The sequence below is a fragment of the Nonlabens sp. YIK11 genome (genome assembly GCF_001413925.1).
Lineage (GTDB): Bacteria > Bacteroidota > Bacteroidia > Flavobacteriales > Flavobacteriaceae > Nonlabens.
This window is the reverse complement of the sequence record NZ_LBMJ01000001.1, coordinates 713,231-730,443: the sequence shown is the minus strand read 5'-3', so window position 1 is coordinate 730,443 and position 17,213 is coordinate 713,231. Positions and strand designations below refer to the sequence as shown.

Here is a 17,213-nt window from a genome sequence, read left to right as displayed (position 1 = left end):
AAAATTAAAAGCCCTAATGCTATAAAATATCTCAACGTTCTCATTTGCAAAGCATTAACATGATCCTCAGACTTCAGTAGGGCTCAATAGTTTCAATTACGCTATCGTCGCCCCATTCAGAATCGCATCATCTGGATTGACAAAAACCAATTTCCCATCTGGATCTTCGGCGAGTAGAATCATTCCTTGAGATTCAACACCCATCAATTTTCTGGGCGCGAGGTTGGCAAGGACGGTTACCTTTCTGCCTATGAGTTCTTCTGCTGTGAAGTGTTTTGCGATACCGCTCACGATGGTTCTTTTGTCTATTCCTGTGTCCACCGTCATGACCATTAGTTTGTTGGACTTTGGTAGTTTTTCAGCAGTTAGGATTTCTGCGACACGCAGGTCCATTTTCATGAAATCATCGTAGTTGGTTTCTTCTTTTTGTGGCATAAGATTAGGTGTTGTGGATTTGTTTGAGGCTTTAGTAGCTTCTAGTTTGGCAAGTTGTGCTTCTATTTGTTCGTCCTCTATTTTAGAGAAAAGTAATTCGGCTTTATTGATTTTGTAGCCGTGGTGCAACAGCTCTTGTTTTTCAGCAATGTCATTCCATTCGATCTTGACCAGGTCTGCACGCAATCGTGCAGCTGGATTGGATGCAATGTTAAGCATGTCTTGTAGTTTCTTAGCCGTATGAGGCAAGAATGGCTCTGCAAGTACGGCAAGTGCTCCCGCAATTTGTAAGCCTACGAACATCACGGTTTTGACGCGTTCTGGGTCGGTTTTGATGAATTTCCAAGGCTCTTCATCGGCTAGGTACTTGTTTCCCAATCTTGCAAGATTCATGAACTCGTTGGCGCTTTCGCGAAAGCGATATCTCTCCAGACTGCCTTCTATACTGGCTGGAAAGGCACTGACCGCGTCTAGCGTCTCTTGATCTACCTGTGTAAACGCACCAGGCTCTGGCACGACTCCATCGTAATATTTGTGTGTCAATACCAGTGCACGATTGATGAAGTTCCCAAGAATGGCGACCAACTCATTGTTGTTGCGCGCCTGGAAATCCTTCCAGGTAAAGTTGTTATCCTTAGTTTCTGGAGCATTGGCAGTCAACACATAACGCAATACATCCTGCTGTCCCGGGAAATCCTCTAGGTATTCATGCAACCAAACCGCCCAATTGCGTGAGGTTGAAATTTTATCGTCTTCAAGATTCAGGAACTCATTTGCCGGAACATTGTCTGGCAAAATGAACTCGCCGTGCGCCTTGAGCATCGCCGGGAAAATGATACAGTGAAAAACGATGTTGTCCTTGCCTATAAAATGAAGGAGTTTTGTATTCTCGTTCTTCCAGTAATCTTCCCAATTCTTGCCTTCACGAGCTGCCCATTCCTTAGTGGACGAGATGTAACCGATAGGCGCATCAAACCAGACGTAGAGCACCTTACCATCAGCACCTTCTACGGGAACAGGAATTCCCCAATCCAGGTCGCGGGTTACTGCGCGTGGCTTTAAACCATCTGCGATCCAGCCCTTGACTTGTCCTAATACATTAGTTTTCCAGTCGGCGGCATGGCCTTCTACGATCCAATCGTTGAGCCACTCGCTGTACTGGTCCAGCGGCAGGAACCAGTGTTTGGTGTCGCGCAATTCTGGGACGTTGCCGGTGATGGCACTTTTGGGCTCGATCAAATCGGTGGCGTTGTGGGAAGTCCCGCAGCGCTCGCATTGATCACCGTAAGATTCTGGGTTGCCGCACTTGGGACAGGTTCCCACGACAAAACGATCGGCTAGAAATTGGTTGGCCTCTGCATCATAAAGCTGCTCGGTAACCTGCTCGATGAACTTTCCATCGTTATATAATTTGGTGAAAAAAAAACTGGCCGTATCATGATGGATGGGCGCGCTGGTGCGGCTGTAATTATCAAACGAGATCCCAAATTCTTCAAAGGAATCGCCAATGATTTTATGGTAGCGGTCCACAATTTCTTGTGGGGTGACGCCTTCTTTTTTGGCCTTTAAGGTAATGGGCACACCATGCTCATCACTACCGCAAATAAAGGCGACATCTGCACCTTTTAATCGCTGGTAGCGCGCATAAATATCTGCCGGGACATAAACGCCTGCTAGGTGACCTATATGGACTGGACCGTTAGTATACGGCAATGCCGCTGTAATTGTATATCGTTGTTGATGGCTCATGAAATGGTTTCAAAGCCACAAATTTACAATAACTGTAGCAGCTTTAATGTTCCATTGGGAGCAGTAAGGTTTGTAATTTGTTAGCTTTCGCGAAAGCGAACTACTCAACGATCCCCATGAAAAATTATATTCTTCTTCTTACCGTTGTCCTGATTGCTATAAGTTGTAAAAACCAAGAGCGACCAGCGCTGGAGCCTGCCGTACCTATCGCAGAAATCCCTGAAGATGCCGACTACTGGACGCTGGAACACCTTGCAGAATCCCTGAAGGACGGCTCCTACCTAGACATTTATCAAGAGCTGGACATGAATGAGACCAGCATGCAATTTGAGGAAGGAAGCGTGAGGCGCAAAGTGATGTTTATGGGTGAAGGAACGTCTAACGAGCTTTTTATATCCTTTGAAAATGAGGCGCCTTATGAGATTTTTGTCTTGAAACGCGGTCCATGGCGCACTAAGGGTGCTTTGAAGGTAGGCAGTTCCATTGAACAATTGAACGAGATCAACGGTGTGCCGGTACAGTTTGCAGGTTTTGAATGGGATCATAGTGGTTATGTGATTCTAGGTGATGGCAATATTGATGCAGACCACTACTCGATTTCCCTATCGCCCAATTATGCTGATATACCAGAAGATGCTGTAAATGAGTTTATAGGAGACCAAATTTATGATTCAAAAGATCCAGATGTTGAAAAACTGCAACTTTACGTAGATCGTATAGTCTATAAGTTCTAAAAAGCACGGCTATATTTGCAACCGGTAAAATGATTTCATGAAAAAGATATTGCTCGTATTTATAGCTATTGCTATTATTTCCTGTCAAAAAGATAAAGAACCCGCTAACCCATTTGATGCACAACAGCTGGTAGAAGCAATCTCTACCAATCCTGATTGGGAAGAGGAATACAGCGATGCTAACATTACCAAGGAAACCAAGTTTGTAGACGAATACAACGGCATTAGAACGGTTGTGACCCTATATCCCGAAACGCTTGACGAATTGAAGGTCATCTACAATGATTCCCTACCACAAGAACTATACTGGGATAAATCTGGTCAGTGGACTACCGATTATGGCAAAGTAGGCGATCCCATCGAAGTATTGGAAAAAGCCAATGAGGCGCCTATTGCTTTCTATGGTTTAGGATATGATTTGCCAGGTAAAGTAAAAGCGGACAAAGGTATTCTTGCCGATAAGAAGATCACGTACACCGTTAGACCAACATCTGACATGATCCCAGCAGAATATTACAGCTATGATCTTTTTGATCTTTCTTCTACAGCGTCCAAGGATTTGAAACTCTACATCAATAGGATTCAAATGGAGATTCCTAAACCTGGAACTTCCACTGCTGTCGAATAACTATATTGTCTTAGTTGATTTAGATTGCTGATTGCAAAGTGATTCACAGCCTTAGTGCTCCTCGCACAAAGTGTTTTGATTTATTTTATCGCTGCTATTATTTCCAGTACTTTTAGAGGAAGGCTTGAGGCATAATCCAATCCATGTAGTCTACTGAAGACCGTCATTTATGAAAGCATATCAACCATTTCCATCGCTGCGTGAAGGTGACCATATTAGGATCTTATGTACTGCGCGATCTGTTGAAGCGGTAGACCTACAGCCAGCTAAAGAATGGTTAAGCTCTTTGGGTTTTCAAGTTAGTTTAGGAAAAACCATTGGTAAGAAAGATCACCAATATGGTGGAACCAATGAGGAACGTCTCATCGATTTCATGGAAGCCTTAAAAGATGAAAACGTCAACGCTATATGGATTGCTCGTGGTGGTTATGGCACGGTTAAAATGGTGGATCAAATTGATTTGAGCATTTTGAAAGGCAAGAACAAACTCTTAATAGGCTACTCTGATGTTACTCACTTACATGGACTGTGGCAGCGCAATGACCTTCAAAGTATGCATGCTTTTATGCCTAGGGAAATAGGAGAAAAGTCCAAAGCCGTTCGAGAAAGCTTTCAATACGCAGCTACCCAAAGTCCACAAAACTTTACAATACCAAATACACAACATCTAAAGCCTGTCACACTCAAGGCGCCGCTTGTAGGCGGAAATCTATCTGTGCTGGTAAGTATGTTAGGTTCTGCTACGTTTCCTGAATTGGACGGACATTTTCTATTTATAGAAGATCTGGATGAGTTGCTGTATCACGTGGACCGTATGGTCACCGTCTTAAAAAGAGCTGGAAAACTGGCCCGCTTGAAAGGTCTTATCGTTGGCGGCTTTACCGACATCAAAGATCACGATACACCATTTGGAAAAACGGTGGAAGAGATTATTCAAGAGCACACTGCAGGCTATTCATACCCTGTGATCTATGGATTTCCAGCAGGGCATGTGGTAGATAATTATAGCTTTGCTCTAGGGAAAGACATTACGGTTTCCATAAAAAAGGAATACATCACTATCTCGCAATAATCATTGATATGGCGCAGCACAATGAATTAGGTTCAGTAGGTGAAGATCTTGCGGCTGCACATCTTCTTAAAAAAGGGTATCAAATATTGACACGTAATTACACCTATCAAAAAGGCGAGATCGATATTATCGCGCGCATGGATGATCTTATCGTGATTGTCGAGGTGAAAACAAGGTCCACACCAGATTTTGGTGATCCACAAGATTTCCTGAAACCACTACAAATCAAAAGGCTGGTAGAGACTACCCATCATTTTGTAGAAGAATTGGACGAGCCCGATGTTGAGGTACGCTTTGATATCGTTGCCATCATAAAAAACAAGGCAGGAACGAGAATAGAACATCTAGAAGATGCCTTTTACCATTTCTAAAAAAACAATGCGCTCCTTGAGCGCATTGTTTTTAAAGACTAAGTCTTGAATAAATATCGTATTTCTAGTGCTAGTCACGATCTACATTGGTCTGATCATCATTAGTTATTTCCTTGACGACATAAACATATACAGGAAAGTGATCACTAAAACCACCTGTAAAGGTGCTCCCTAAAAAGCTTCGGTAAGGATAACCTTTATACTGTCCCGTTTTATTGCTCATAAAACTAGGGTTATAAATATGGGATTGCCAGTATTGATAACCGGACTGGTTCGCCTCCATTAGCATAGGATAGGTAAACATGATCTGATCAAATAGGTTTCCCGCATCTCTATAGAATAGCGTACTGTAACCATCTCTATGCATTTGTAGATAGGGATTATAGATCATTTGTGGCTTTACCTCTTCTCTATTTTCTTGAGCGTTGAGGATATCCTTGACGCTTTCATTTGTTGGGTCGTCATTAAGGTCACCCATCACAAATATTTTAGACATGGAATCTATACTGTGAAGACTGTCAATAATAGATTTATTGAGTTCAGCAGCAGCATTTCTTTTACTACGGCTTTTTTGTTCTCCACCACTACGTGATGGCCAGTGATTAACGATAAAGGTCATCTTGTCACCATTCAGCTCACCTGTAACGATAATCGGGTCTCTGGTATAAATACGATCTCCATCTACAGCATCGTAAATCAACAGTTCTTTATGGGTACTGTTCAATACCTTGAATTCGCGCTTTTTGTATAAAAAGCCCGTATCAATACCGCGACGGTCTGGAGAATTGAAATGTTCGATACCATAATCAAACTCTCGCAGCAGTGGATGATTCACCAGGTCTTCAAGAACCTTACGGTTTTCCACCTCACAAACGCCTAGAATGGTAGGTGCAGATTGAGATTTTTCTGCTCCAATTTTACGGATGACTCTGGCCATGTTAGACAGCTTCTTTTGATACACTTCTTCACGTATACCTGCGTCCATCTCCATAATAGGGCTAGCCTCATCAAAGATGGTGGTATCATCTTCAGTGTCAAAAAGGTTTTCCAGATTGTAGAAGGCGATGGTTTGAACCTTATACTGCTTGGCTTCAGGGGTTTGTGCTGTTGCCGCTTTCGCGAAAGCGAAATAAGACAAAACACTCATTATCAAATATTTGTACATATCTTGAATACTTCTAAGTTTATGTTTGTGTAAAATTTAAAGCAAACGACAGGCCAAAGGTACGTTAGCCAATATAATTATGTAGTTTTGCCCGCTCATACATAACGTTATAATAATATTAACTAAAAATGAATCAATTCTACTCCAGACTTTTCCTGGCTGTCATGATGCTCACTTCTACTCTAGGAATGGCACAAGAACTGCTTAAAGGTCGCGTCATTGACGAGACTACTGAAGAACCCATTCCTGGTGCGATCATCACGATAAGAGGTTCAAACCTTCAAGCAACTACAGACGCGCAGGGATATTTTGTTTTTGAACAGGACCTTGAGGAAGGTGACCAAATGGTAATCATCGAGTCCAATGAATATCTAACCCGCAACATTCCAGTGGTGATCATTAAAGGTTCCACGGTAAATCTAGATCCTCTTTATTTAAAGGTGGATAATGTACAACAAGAACAGGCTCAAGGAATCGTTTCCTTAACTGAGAATGACCTCGCTGATGACGATAATGCCGCAAACAATGTTTCTGGATTATTACAAGCCACTAGAGATCAATTTTTAAGAGCGGCTGCTTTTGATTTTAGTGCGACATTCTTTAGACCTAGAGGTCTTAATAGTGAAGACGGTAAAATCCTCATCAACGGTCTTGAAATGAACAAGCAATTCTCTGGTAGACCACAGTGGTCCAATTGGGGCGGCATCAACGACCTGCAACGCAACCAGACCTTCACCATGGGACTGGCACCTGCAGACGATACCTTTGGTGGATACGGCGGTGTACAAAGTATTGACATGAGAGCTTCACAACAACGTGCAGGTTCACAGATTTCCTACGCCAGTGCCAATAGAAGTTACCGCGCTCGCTTTATGGGAACCTATAAAAGTGGTTTGCTTAGCAGCGGTTGGGCTTATGCGATTACTGCTTCCAGAAGAAGCGGTGAAGAAGGCTTTGTAGATGGAACTTTATACGATGCAAATTCAGTCAGTCTTAATGTAGAACGTAAGCTGAGTGAGAATCACTTCTTGAATTTTACCGGTATATATGCTTCTAACAGACGTGGTCGTAGAACTGCGATTACAGAAGAGATCAAAGACCTTAAAGGTATAGAGTACAACCCATTCTGGGGAATACAGGACAACGCACAACGCAACTCCAGAATAAGAGAAATTGACGAGCCTATCTTGATGTTGAACCACTACTGGACGATCTCTCCTAAAGTACAGCTGCAGACCAATACTTCTTACCAGTTTGGTAAAATTGGAAATACCAGAATTGACAATGGTGGTACAAGACTGGACAACACTCTAGGCCGTGATGTTTACATAGGTGGCGCGCCTAACCCTAATCCAGATTATTATCAAAATCTACCCAGCTATTTCTTGAGACGCGGTAACACGCCGATAGACCTTGCCAACGCCTACAGAGCAGAACAAGCCTTTATCAATGATGGGCAATTGGATTGGGAAGATTTATACAGACAAAATTTGACCGTTCGTGAGGATGGTGGCAACTCTATTTATGCGATTCAAGAAGACAGAATCGATGACAATCAGTTTCAAGCAAGCACCATTCTTACAGCAGACCTAGCAGACAATATCTTGCTTACTGCAGGTGCTAATTACAGAAAGCTTAGAAGTGAAAATTATGCATTGTTACAAGACCTTCTAGGTGGAACTGGTTTTCTAGACGTAGATTTCTTTGCAGAAGAAGCTTCCAACATAGATCAAATTCAAAATGATGCTGCGCAATCTGATGTACGCAACCCAAACCGAATCGTAGGTGAAGGTGACCGTTACAAGTACAATTACATCATTGATGCTAATGTAGTCAACGCGTTTGCACAAGCACAGTTTAAATCCAATAAGATTGATTACTTCGTGGCGGGATCTGTTACCCAAACAGACTACCAACGTGATGGACTTTATGAAAATGGAAACTTTTTAGGAAACGAATCTTTTGGAAAAAGTGAGAAAGTTGATTTTACAAACTTTGGTGTGAAAGGTGGTGCTACCTACAAAATCAATGGTTTGAACCTACTTAACTTTAATGGAGCATACATCACAAGAGCACCATACATAAGAAACACCTTTGTCAATGCTCGCCAAAACAACCTTATCGTTAACGGACTGGAATCAGAGAAGAGCTACAGTTTTGACGGTAGCTACATCTATCGTTCTCCTATTCTAAAATTGAGGGCTACAGGTTACTATACTCAATTTGAAGATGGAAATGACATCAACTTCTTCTTTACAGAAAACTTTCAGGGTGAAGAAGGTGGATTTATCCAAGAAGTAGTAACGGGTATCGACAGAAGAAACTACGGTATGGAACTAGGTATTGAGTATCAAATAACACCTACCATTAATTTGAAGGCTGCGGTGGCAGCGGGACAAAATGTGTACTCTGATAATGCAGAAGTGTATTATACCAGCGATGACTTTGATGGAGAGATTAGATTTGGTGACGGTTCTGTAAACATCAAGGACTACCATGTCGCAGGTGGACCAGAAACAGCTGCACAAATAGGTTTTGAATATCGTGATCCAGAATACTGGAACATAGGAGTTACTGCCAACTATTTTGCCAATGGTTATATTGATCCTAGTATCATAAGAAGATCTGACCGATTTAGATTAGATGTTGACGGTCAGGAATTCAATGATTTTGATCCAGTACTTGCCAAAGAACTTTTAAAGCAAGAACAATTTGACGATTATGTACTTGTGAATGTCATAGGCGGTAAATCGTGGAGAATTGACGATAAGTATGTTGGTTTCTTTGCTACCATAAACAACGTATTTAATATTGAATACAAAACAGGAGGTTTTGAGCAGTCGCGTACTGCTACTTTCCAGTCCTTAAATGATGACGTGAACAACCCAACTCAGGTTTTTGCACCTCGATACTTTTTTGGTAATGGGGCTACCTACTACCTAAATGTTTACCTAAGATTCTAAAAAAGCTATAATGAAATTTATAAATAACAGAGAAATGAAAAATTTAAATAAACTCTTTGCCTTTCTAGCAGTAGTTGCGATCTCTTTTTCTTGTGTAGAAGATGATGATTTTGCAATACCAGATTTGAATGAGGTTGTGGTAGAAGCTCCTGCTGGCACCGCTAATCTCACAACCATTATTAACCAGTACGAGAATACCTTTGGTGGACAAGATCCAGAGCCTATTACATTTGATGAAACAGATGGCTTTGTTGAAGGTTATGTCGTTTCTAGCGATGAAGGTGGTAATTACTTTAAAGAATTAGTGATCCAGAATGCTCCTGAAAATCCTACTGTTGGAGTAAACGTTCAGGCAGATCTTAGTCCTTTGTTCACCCGTTTTAACTTTGGTCGTAAAGTGTATATCAAATTAGATGGTTTAACATTAGGAGAATCCAATGGTGTTTACACATTAGGTATAGGCGAGGATCTTGAAAGAATATTTGCTTCAGAAGTTTTGAATACTATCCTGCGTGATGAAGAAACAGCGACAATCGTTCCTAAGCAAATTTCTTTAAGCGAGGTAAGCGAGTCACTAGAAAACCAATGGGTAAGAGTGTCTAACGTTCAGTTTTTAGATTCTGAATTAGGAAAGACATTTGCGACAGAAAGAGGTGACACCTTTGACGGTGACCGTCTGATTCAAACTTGCGAAGACTTCTTTGCGACGCCTTTAGTTTTTCAAACTTCAACCTTTGCAGATTTTAAATCCATCAGAGTTCCTGAAGGTAGTGGCTCCATCGATGGGCTTATCTTGAGAGATTTTAGAGATGAGTTTTTTGTATTGAAAGCAAATGCTCCATCAAATTTTGATTTTGATCCAACTACTCGTTGTGAGTTTGACGTGGTTGCCTGTGGCACTGCAAATGGACCTGGTGCTAATACCTTAATAGATGAAGACTTTAATGGTGGTGTGAACAATACTGCTACCATGCCAGCCGGTTGGACCAATTATGTACAAGCTGGTACCGTGCAATGGGAATCTTATTTTGATGGCGATAGAAACAGCCCTGCAACAAGAGCAACTACCTTTAGAAGTGGTGATGATAGCTCTATCGCCTGGTTGATCACTCCACAAATAGACTTTGATGCACAAACCGGTGAGGTGCTCAACTTCTTTACTTCAAATGATTTTGCAGATGCTTCGACTCTAGAGGTTCTTTTCTCCAATGACTGGGATGGAACACCTGCAGGTGTTGAAACGGCTACTTGGAGCGCATTGGCAGACGCCACTGTAGTTCCTAACAGCGAGTTCTTTAGAAACTTTGTTTCTTCAGGAAATGTTTCTCTTGACTGTGTGGACGGCACTGGTGCAATTGCCTTTAAGTACACGGGTAACGAGGCTGATGGCGGTGGTAACAGCGGCGCAGCAAATGGTGGTTATCAATTAGATGATGTCACTATTACCAGCAACTAAGACTTGATGGATTTCGCTTTCGCGAAAGCGTAACAAATACAAAGAACCACTGCTTTGATGGCAGTGGTTTTTTTATGTAATCAATTACGTCTCAACACGGTGTACACGGGAAAGTGATCACTAAATCCACCAGCATACCTACCACCGGCAAAAGTACGCGCTGGCTGTCCGCGGTATTTTCCTTTCCACTGGCGCAACATGATGTCGTCAAAAATATCTGCCTTGTGGACAAACAAATCGCCAGGTATATCATTGTGCAGGTTCTCGCTTACCATGATCTGGTCAAAAAGATTCCATTTGAACTTATGGTTGAGCGATCCGCGATGAAAGTTCTTGAGCGGTGCCGTTATATTGTCAAAACCATGCGGTAAGATACCTTTGGTAATACTATCGTTTTCTGGATCGTCATTAAAATCGCCCATGATGATAATGAAGGTATTGTCCTTTTCCAGTCGTTGCCTACGGTTTCCCGCATCGTCTATGTGATAGACATGCTCCATGAGCTGTTGGGCAGCAAGTGCTCTTTTGTACTCAGTCGTTCCAGAACCATTACGCCTGGACGGCCAGTGATTCACATAGATATGTAGCGTGGTGCCTGCAAGCTTGCCTTTCACATACAGAATATCCCTAGTGGTGTCCCTTATTCCCATATCATCTTCAATCAACAAAGTGATAGGCCGCGATTCCAAGACTTCAAAAACATCGGTCCTATATAGTAAGGCCACATCAATACCGCGTTCATCCGGACTATTGAAATGCACGTAGCTGTATTTATGATTACGTAGCTTGGGTTGTTGGATCAAGTCGTTCAGGACTTTTTTATTCTCTACCTCGGCAACGCCCAGGACAGCTGGAAGGTTACCTGTATAATCGGCACCTATCTGACTTATGGCATCACTTATTTTTTGGAGCTTCTTGTTGTACCTGTTTTCATTCCATTCATTACGACCTAGTGTGGTGAAGCTGTCATCGAGGATATGTTGGTCATTCTGGAAATCAAAGAAATTTTCTAAGTTGTAAAACCCTACAGTATATTGCTCAAATGCTTGTGATGGAATGCTCAAAAATATTTTTTGAAATGAAATTATATTTTCTTGAGCTGATAATGTACTGAGGTTCCCTTTTCACCTCTTAATAAAAGTAGATATGATCCAGCGCTTAATAATGATGTGTCAATATTTTCCGTCCTAGAATCTACAGTTTTGAAAAATAGTAATCTACCAGTCATATCGTACAACAAAAAAGATTTTACATTTTCTGATGGGAATTTAATTATGATTTCAGAATCGAATGGATTTGGATACACCATCAAATCATTACGGTTTAATGATTCCTCACTTAAAGCAGATTGCTGTGTAAATGTGTACATTGCTGATTGAATTTGAGTTCTCCTAGCTGCATCTATTGCGTAAAATTGATAGTAATATTGATGGTCCTGTTTGATATTGTATAAATGGAATTTCTTATTTAAGAAACCGTTCGTTGGTTGATTGGATATATCAAATTCAATATTATTCTTCATTGTGGTGTCCTCGCCGTAGTTAATTCCAATTGAATTAAATTTATCATTCTTGCTGTACCCCAACATTTCCAAAACAGGACTGCTTAACAATGAAAAATCATTTTTACCATTGATAAGCCAACGATCCTGACCTAGGATAATTTTACTAATTTCAGAGTAGAATAATTTACCATCAAGAGTTGCGCGCAATCTAAACTTATATAAAACATCGTTGTCTAATCTTGGTATGTTGAACTTTATATTTGAAATCAAACCGCTTTCCACATTGTTTATATTTCCGACCGTAGTATTATTAAAAAAATTATCGCCATATTCTAAAGTAATATTAGAGGCATCTCTGAACCATGGCTTCACAGTTCCATTTATTGTAATAAAGTTGGGGTCTTCTTCTATTGAGGTGATTTGGAAATCAATTGCGCTTAGTGTTCTTACTGTATAATAATCTGATTCAAAATAATTACCGTTAATATAGCCAGCTAATCTCAAATAATAATTAGTATTAGGAATCAGGTTGTTGACAAAAGTTATTTGAGATGTAGTTTGTTCAGCAGAAATCGAATTAATAGTTGGAATAATTGACCCATCATTGCCTTCACTATTTGAGGAGTAGATTAATCTAAGATCCTCGACTGAATAATCAGAACTTGTGATGCTATAATTTAACCCAATGTAATCATAAAAAGTTTCTACACTGATTAATTCGATTTCAACATCTTTTTCGGTTTTGAAAGATTTGATTTTACTATAGTAAAACTTCCCATTAATATTACATTTTAATCTATAGTAATAGGTAGTGCTAGGGTTGAGTTGCTTCAAATTAGATTCAACTTTAAACTCACCGTTTGTGATAGGTGTAATGGACTGTTCTAAAGAATCAACTGGTATATAAGTAACACCATTTGCAGAATACTCTAGACTAAGTTCATTTGGATTGATTAAAGGACCGCTTGCATATGCTTTAATTGATGCTTGAGTACTGCTCTGATCTGTTGTTTGATCGGTTATAAGTTCAAAATGAATTTCGTTCAAATCCAGTCGCAAAATGCGATCAGCCGTTCCATATAAATAATCGCCAACGATTTGCAATGTTTTACTACCAGTTGTTAAACTGGCAAAGTTCAAACCACCATCAAGAGTATATCTAGTTTTGTTAGATGTAAAAAAACCCATTTTGTCATCCAAAAATTCGATGTCATTAATGATTTCATTTTGAAATTGATTAATCAATTCCCATTGATTACCACCATTGATAGTTTTCCACAAATCACCATCATTAGTTCCAGCGTAGCCTATTAAGTCATCAACAAAATCGAATGATTTTATGTTAGTCATAATAGTATTTGATATTTTTTGCCAAGATTTACCCGAGTCAATGGTTCGGTATAATACTTGTTCATCAGCCTCAATAGCAAAACCTAGTTGATCGGTTAGCCATTCTATTTTTATAAAAATATTGTCACTGACTATCTCAAAATCTTGTCCGTCATTGAAAATAATCTTAGAGTATTTTTCCCTTTGAGTATTCTTACCGCTGATGATTATATTATCGTTACCAATAGCTTTCAAGTAAGTTATCGACCCATTAGACTCAAAAAAATAGCGGCTCCATGTTAAACCACCATCAATAGTTTTAATAATTTCATGATCTCCTTTTCTAGCATAACCTACTTCTACACTAATGAAAGATGCTTCATGGATTGCATTTGTTTGATTGAAATTTGGATTTGCCTCAGTCATCCTGACCCATGCAAAACCGCCATCAATAGATTTATAAAGTTTTCCATTGTTAATGTGATAACCGGTATAATTATCAAACATTACAAGGTTTTTGAAATTAGGACTACCAATAAACTTCAATTCCCAATCAACTCCATTTGAAGATATTGCTAAGGATTTTTTATCACCGCCAGCAATAAATCCAGATCCTTTTTGGTAATCTATGCTATTGACATTATTATATAAACTTATTTCGGAGATAAAAGTTCGTCCACCGTCTTGAGAATAATGAATATCTGGATTAATTAAAAAAAATTCGTTTTCACTAAGAAAATAAATATCAGAAAAATTGTGATTAGCATTTTGCATCAAATCCCAACTTTGGCCACCATTATTGGTATTAAAAACCTTACCATTTGTTGAAAGGATGCCAAAATTTGGATTGTAAAATTTAATCGCTGTATTGGAAACTGAAGTTTCAGGGACGTTTAAGACATTTTCCCAAGTGACCCCACCATCTTCTGACTTAAGGATTGACCCTTCACGAAGCAGAGCAAAACCTAATTTGTCGTTTACAAAATATAATTGTGAAATGTACGTGTCACTTCCTACTTCCTTTTCAGTCCAACTATCCCCTCCATTTTTTGTTACGAAGTAACTATAACCATTTGTAACATAAAATAGATTTTTATTAACCATATTGAATTTGGCATCGAAGGAAGAATTTCCAGTGTTTTTAGATTCCCAAGTACTACCATCATCCCCAGAAATGAAAATGCGGGATCCTCCGAACAATACGATTGTATTATCAACTATTGATGCACTGGAAAAATTAGAACCAGTAAATCGTTTCATCATAACCCAAGTCTCACCAGAATCAAATGATTTATAAAATTCATTGGCAGTAACAACGATACTTTGGCTTTCATTTAGATGATCTACCAAAATGATTTTACCTGGAAATATATCAGGGTATAATTGCTCCCACTCGTTTTGAGCAAAAATCAAGTAGGATATTAAAAAAAAAATTACTGTGAAAAAGTACTTCATAGCATTCAGTATCGTAAATGGATATATCTATTTATAAATATAGTTATAAGAAATTGAATTGATAATTTAGAACACAGTTCCAGAATCAATAATTTCGCTGATATAATTCCTTCAGTATGAATTATGAAAGACTACTTTCCACTCAACTCATTGTTAATAATGCACCAACTATCCTATTCCTTCACGGCTTTTTAGGAAGCAGCGATCAATGGAACAGGTTGGTCGAGCATTACAAAGAGTCGTATCAAATACTGCTGTTGGAGTTGCCGGGTCATGGCGACAATTCTTGTGAGATGAAATACACGGTAGATGATTTGGCTCAAGAGATCCATCAGGTATTGTTGCAACATGCTGTTGACGAAATTCACTTTGTGGGTCATAGCATGGGCGGCTATGTGGGTTGCGCTTTCGCGAAAGCGTACCCTTCAAAGCTTCTGTCACTCACATTAATCAACAGTTGCGCGACAAATGATTCTGCCAGTCGTGTGGAGCAGCGCGACAGATCCTTAAAATTGATCCAGAAATATCCACAGGCATTTACTAAAATGGCCATTTCCAATCTTTTCACCGAGACTGAAAGGGAAATGTACAAAGCAGAAATCGAATCCATGAAACAACAGGCAGCTCGTATTTCCATGGCTAGCATTAGTAATGCTCTCCTTGCTATGAGAGATAGACCATCGTATTTGCCTATTCTCGAAGACACTTCCATCCCACTACAGTACATATACGGTTTACGTGATGAGATCATACGACCAGCTATCATTGAAGTGGAAATAGAAAAATTAAAAGCTATAAACTATAAGCTGGAATCAGGACATATGAGTTTGCTCACACATCCAGACGAGATTATAAAATTGCAGTTGGTCGAAAAAACAGTTCGTTAAACGTGTTTTGTGAATAACTTTCTCTAGATTTAACAATCCTTTTAAATCTGAATTACGTTCAACCCCAAAAATACGACACATGCAAAACCCCTTTAAGCGTCTGGTCTGCTCCATTTCTGGGCATCAAATGGAAATATCACACGTGGTCAATGATCGCGTTAATGAATGGTGTTGCACCAAATGCAACAAGCAAGTTACTAACAATATCTATGGTGAGACCGTACCGCTTAATGACATTTATGAGCGTATCAACAAGTCACTAGCACAGCTGGCGCGTAAAAAAGCCGGTCGCCCAGCTAGAATTATTCAAAAGGCAAAAGCGGCCTAGCTTTCAAAGCTATTCCATCCCATTGCTTTAATGGCAACCTGCTCGCCGCCTCGCGTGACCAGATGTATACCATCGCTTTGCGGTAAAACGTGCCCGATGATGGAAAGGTTAGGATTTGCTTTAATCTTAGGGAAATCTTCCTGCTTCACAGTAAACAACAGCTCATAATCCTCGCCACCACTCAAAGCCACGGTAGTACTATCCAGATTGAATTCTTCACAAGAACTAATGACTGTTGGGTCCAATGGGATTTTATCCTCATAGATTTTCATCCCAACACCAGATTGCTTGCACAAGTGAATTATTTCAGAGCTTAAGCCATCACTAACATCAATCATGCTGGTAGGTAACACATCCAGCTCTTCCAACAATTTAGGAATATCCTTTCTAGCCTCAGGTTTGAGTTGACGCTCAATCAAATAACTGTACGCCTCGATATCTGGCTGGCTATTTGGGTTTGCTTTAAAAACTGCTTTCTCACGCTCTAGGATTTGCAATCCCATATAAGCCGCACCTACATCGCCAGAAACTACCAGTAAATCACCATCGCTAGCACCAGATCTATATACGATCTTGTCAGATTCCTGTTCTCCCAGCGCAGTTACTGAAATGATCAAACCACTGTTGCTGGCCGTGGTATCACCACCTATAAGGTCGACACCATAATTTTGACAAGCCAGTGCGATACCGTCGTACAATTCTTCTACCGCTTCTACAGGAAAACGGTTGGAAATGGCAATGGAAACCGTCACTTGTGTCGCGATGGCATTCATGGCATAGACATCTGACAAATTGACCATCACTGCTTTATAACCCAAATGCTTGAGAGGCACATAACTTAAATCAAAGTGGATGCCTTCCACCAGCATATCTGTTGTGACAACCGTGTGCTTATCGTGCTTGATGACGGCCGCATCGTCGCCTATGGCTTTTACGGTTCCGGCATTTTGGGTCGCAAAGTTCTTGGTAATATGGTCTATCAAACCGAATTCGCCCAGTTGCTCAATCGGTGTTCTTAAGGGATTTTTATCTTCAATCATGCTACAAAATTACAATTATGATTCGGGATGGACTAACGATCTGACAAGTGCATTCATAGGCATAGTCTTTGCACATACTACCATATGAGATTATCAT

Annotated in this window: 13 protein-coding genes; 8 read left to right on the top strand and 5 right to left on the bottom strand. The window is 40.1% G+C overall.

Translation table 11 applies throughout. The annotated features are described in order from the left end of the window. Positions 1-96: 96 nt before the first annotated feature. Positions 97-2,184, bottom strand: coding sequence for a methionine--tRNA ligase (metG, locus tag AAU57_RS03345; protein ID WP_055411582.1), 2,088 nt, complete (start codon positions 2,182-2,184; stop codon positions 97-99). A gap of 116 nt (positions 2,185-2,300) precedes the next feature. Between metG and AAU57_RS03340 the strand changes: the two genes are divergently transcribed. From AAU57_RS03340 to AAU57_RS03325, 4 genes are all read left to right on the top strand, one after another. After that, positions 2,301-2,918: a hypothetical protein gene (locus tag AAU57_RS03340; RefSeq protein WP_055411581.1), complete on the top strand. Its 618-nt coding sequence runs from the start codon at positions 2,301-2,303 to the stop codon at positions 2,916-2,918. 37 nt (positions 2,919-2,955) lie between these two features. Beyond that, positions 2,956-3,546 carry a hypothetical protein gene (locus AAU57_RS03335; protein ID WP_055411580.1) on the top strand — a complete coding sequence of 197 codons (591 nt, stop codon included), beginning with the start codon at positions 2,956-2,958 and terminating at the stop codon, positions 3,544-3,546. A gap of 169 nt (positions 3,547-3,715) precedes the next feature. Then, positions 3,716-4,618, top strand: coding sequence for an LD-carboxypeptidase (locus AAU57_RS03330; RefSeq protein ID WP_055411579.1), 903 nt, complete (start codon positions 3,716-3,718; stop codon positions 4,616-4,618). An 8-nt stretch (positions 4,619-4,626) separates the two neighbouring features. Further along, on the top strand, positions 4,627-4,989 hold the full coding sequence (locus AAU57_RS03325; RefSeq protein WP_055411578.1) for a YraN family protein: 363 nt from the start codon (positions 4,627-4,629) through the stop codon (positions 4,987-4,989). A 70-nt stretch (positions 4,990-5,059) separates the two neighbouring features. Here AAU57_RS03325 and AAU57_RS03320 read toward each other — a convergent pair whose 3' ends face one another. Then, positions 5,060-6,136 (bottom strand): endonuclease, encoded by a 1,077-nt coding sequence (locus AAU57_RS03320; protein WP_082438522.1) that lies wholly within the window; start codon positions 6,134-6,136, stop codon positions 5,060-5,062. Between the two features lie 146 nt (positions 6,137-6,282). On the opposite strand from AAU57_RS03320, the gene AAU57_RS03315 reads away from it, so the two are divergent. Next, positions 6,283-9,117 (top strand): TonB-dependent receptor, encoded by a 2,835-nt coding sequence (locus AAU57_RS03315; protein WP_055411576.1) that lies wholly within the window; start codon positions 6,283-6,285, stop codon positions 9,115-9,117. Between the two features lie 34 nt (positions 9,118-9,151). Continuing rightward, complete coding sequence (locus AAU57_RS03310) at positions 9,152-10,573, top strand: DUF5689 domain-containing protein (RefSeq protein WP_231717758.1); 1,422 nt, start codon at positions 9,152-9,154, stop codon at positions 10,571-10,573. An 80-nt stretch (positions 10,574-10,653) separates the two neighbouring features. On the opposite strand, the gene AAU57_RS03305 is transcribed toward AAU57_RS03310, so the two are convergent. Continuing rightward, entirely contained in the window at positions 10,654-11,637 is a 984-nt protein-coding gene (locus AAU57_RS03305; RefSeq protein WP_055411574.1) for an endonuclease/exonuclease/phosphatase family protein, read from the bottom strand. A 20-nt stretch (positions 11,638-11,657) separates the two neighbouring features. Next, positions 11,658-14,861, bottom strand: a complete 3,204-nt coding sequence (locus AAU57_RS03300) for a T9SS type A sorting domain-containing protein (RefSeq protein WP_055411573.1) — start codon at positions 14,859-14,861, stop codon at positions 11,658-11,660. A gap of 116 nt (positions 14,862-14,977) precedes the next feature. Between AAU57_RS03300 and AAU57_RS03295 the strand changes: the two genes are divergently transcribed. Together AAU57_RS03295 and AAU57_RS03290 are read left to right on the top strand one after the other, a co-directional pair. Then, complete coding sequence (locus AAU57_RS03295; RefSeq protein ID WP_055411572.1) at positions 14,978-15,748, top strand: alpha/beta fold hydrolase; 771 nt, start codon at positions 14,978-14,980, stop codon at positions 15,746-15,748. 79 nt (positions 15,749-15,827) lie between these two features. Beyond that, positions 15,828-16,076: a hypothetical protein gene (locus AAU57_RS03290; RefSeq protein ID WP_156339986.1), complete on the top strand. Its 249-nt coding sequence runs from the start codon at positions 15,828-15,830 to the stop codon at positions 16,074-16,076. Here AAU57_RS03290 and thiL read toward each other — a convergent pair. Further along, positions 16,073-17,116, bottom strand: a complete 1,044-nt coding sequence (thiL, locus tag AAU57_RS03285; RefSeq protein WP_055411570.1) for a thiamine-phosphate kinase — start codon at positions 17,114-17,116, stop codon at positions 16,073-16,075. The two genes, AAU57_RS03290 and thiL, sit on opposite strands and share 4 nt — an antisense overlap. Between the last annotated feature and the right edge of the window lie 97 nt (positions 17,117-17,213).

What these genes read in the sequence shown, in the direction of transcription:
- thiL (WP_055411570.1), bottom strand. Translation starts at nt 17,116, where the DNA reads ATGATTGAAGATAAAAATCCCTTAAGAACACCGATTGAGCAACTGGGC.
- AAU57_RS03325 (WP_055411578.1), top strand. Translation starts at nt 4,627, where the DNA reads ATGGCGCAGCACAATGAATTAGGTTCAGTAGGTGAAGATCTTGCGGCT.
- AAU57_RS03315 (WP_055411576.1), top strand. Translation starts at nt 6,283, where the DNA reads ATGAATCAATTCTACTCCAGACTTTTCCTGGCTGTCATGATGCTCACT.
- AAU57_RS03320 (WP_082438522.1), bottom strand. Translation starts at nt 6,136, where the DNA reads ATGAGTGTTTTGTCTTATTTCGCTTTCGCGAAAGCGGCAACAGCACAA.
- AAU57_RS03335 (WP_055411580.1), top strand. Translation starts at nt 2,956, where the DNA reads ATGAAAAAGATATTGCTCGTATTTATAGCTATTGCTATTATTTCCTGT.
- AAU57_RS03290 (WP_156339986.1), top strand. Translation starts at nt 15,828, where the DNA reads ATGCAAAACCCCTTTAAGCGTCTGGTCTGCTCCATTTCTGGGCATCAA.
- AAU57_RS03330 (WP_055411579.1), top strand. Translation starts at nt 3,716, where the DNA reads ATGAAAGCATATCAACCATTTCCATCGCTGCGTGAAGGTGACCATATT.
- AAU57_RS03295 (WP_055411572.1), top strand. Translation starts at nt 14,978, where the DNA reads ATGAATTATGAAAGACTACTTTCCACTCAACTCATTGTTAATAATGCA.
- AAU57_RS03300 (WP_055411573.1), bottom strand. Translation starts at nt 14,861, where the DNA reads ATGAAGTACTTTTTCACAGTAATTTTTTTTTTAATATCCTACTTGATT.
- AAU57_RS03340 (WP_055411581.1), top strand. Translation starts at nt 2,301, where the DNA reads ATGAAAAATTATATTCTTCTTCTTACCGTTGTCCTGATTGCTATAAGT.
- metG (WP_055411582.1), bottom strand. Translation starts at nt 2,184, where the DNA reads ATGAGCCATCAACAACGATATACAATTACAGCGGCATTGCCGTATACT.
- AAU57_RS03310 (WP_231717758.1), top strand. Translation starts at nt 9,152, where the DNA reads ATGAAAAATTTAAATAAACTCTTTGCCTTTCTAGCAGTAGTTGCGATC.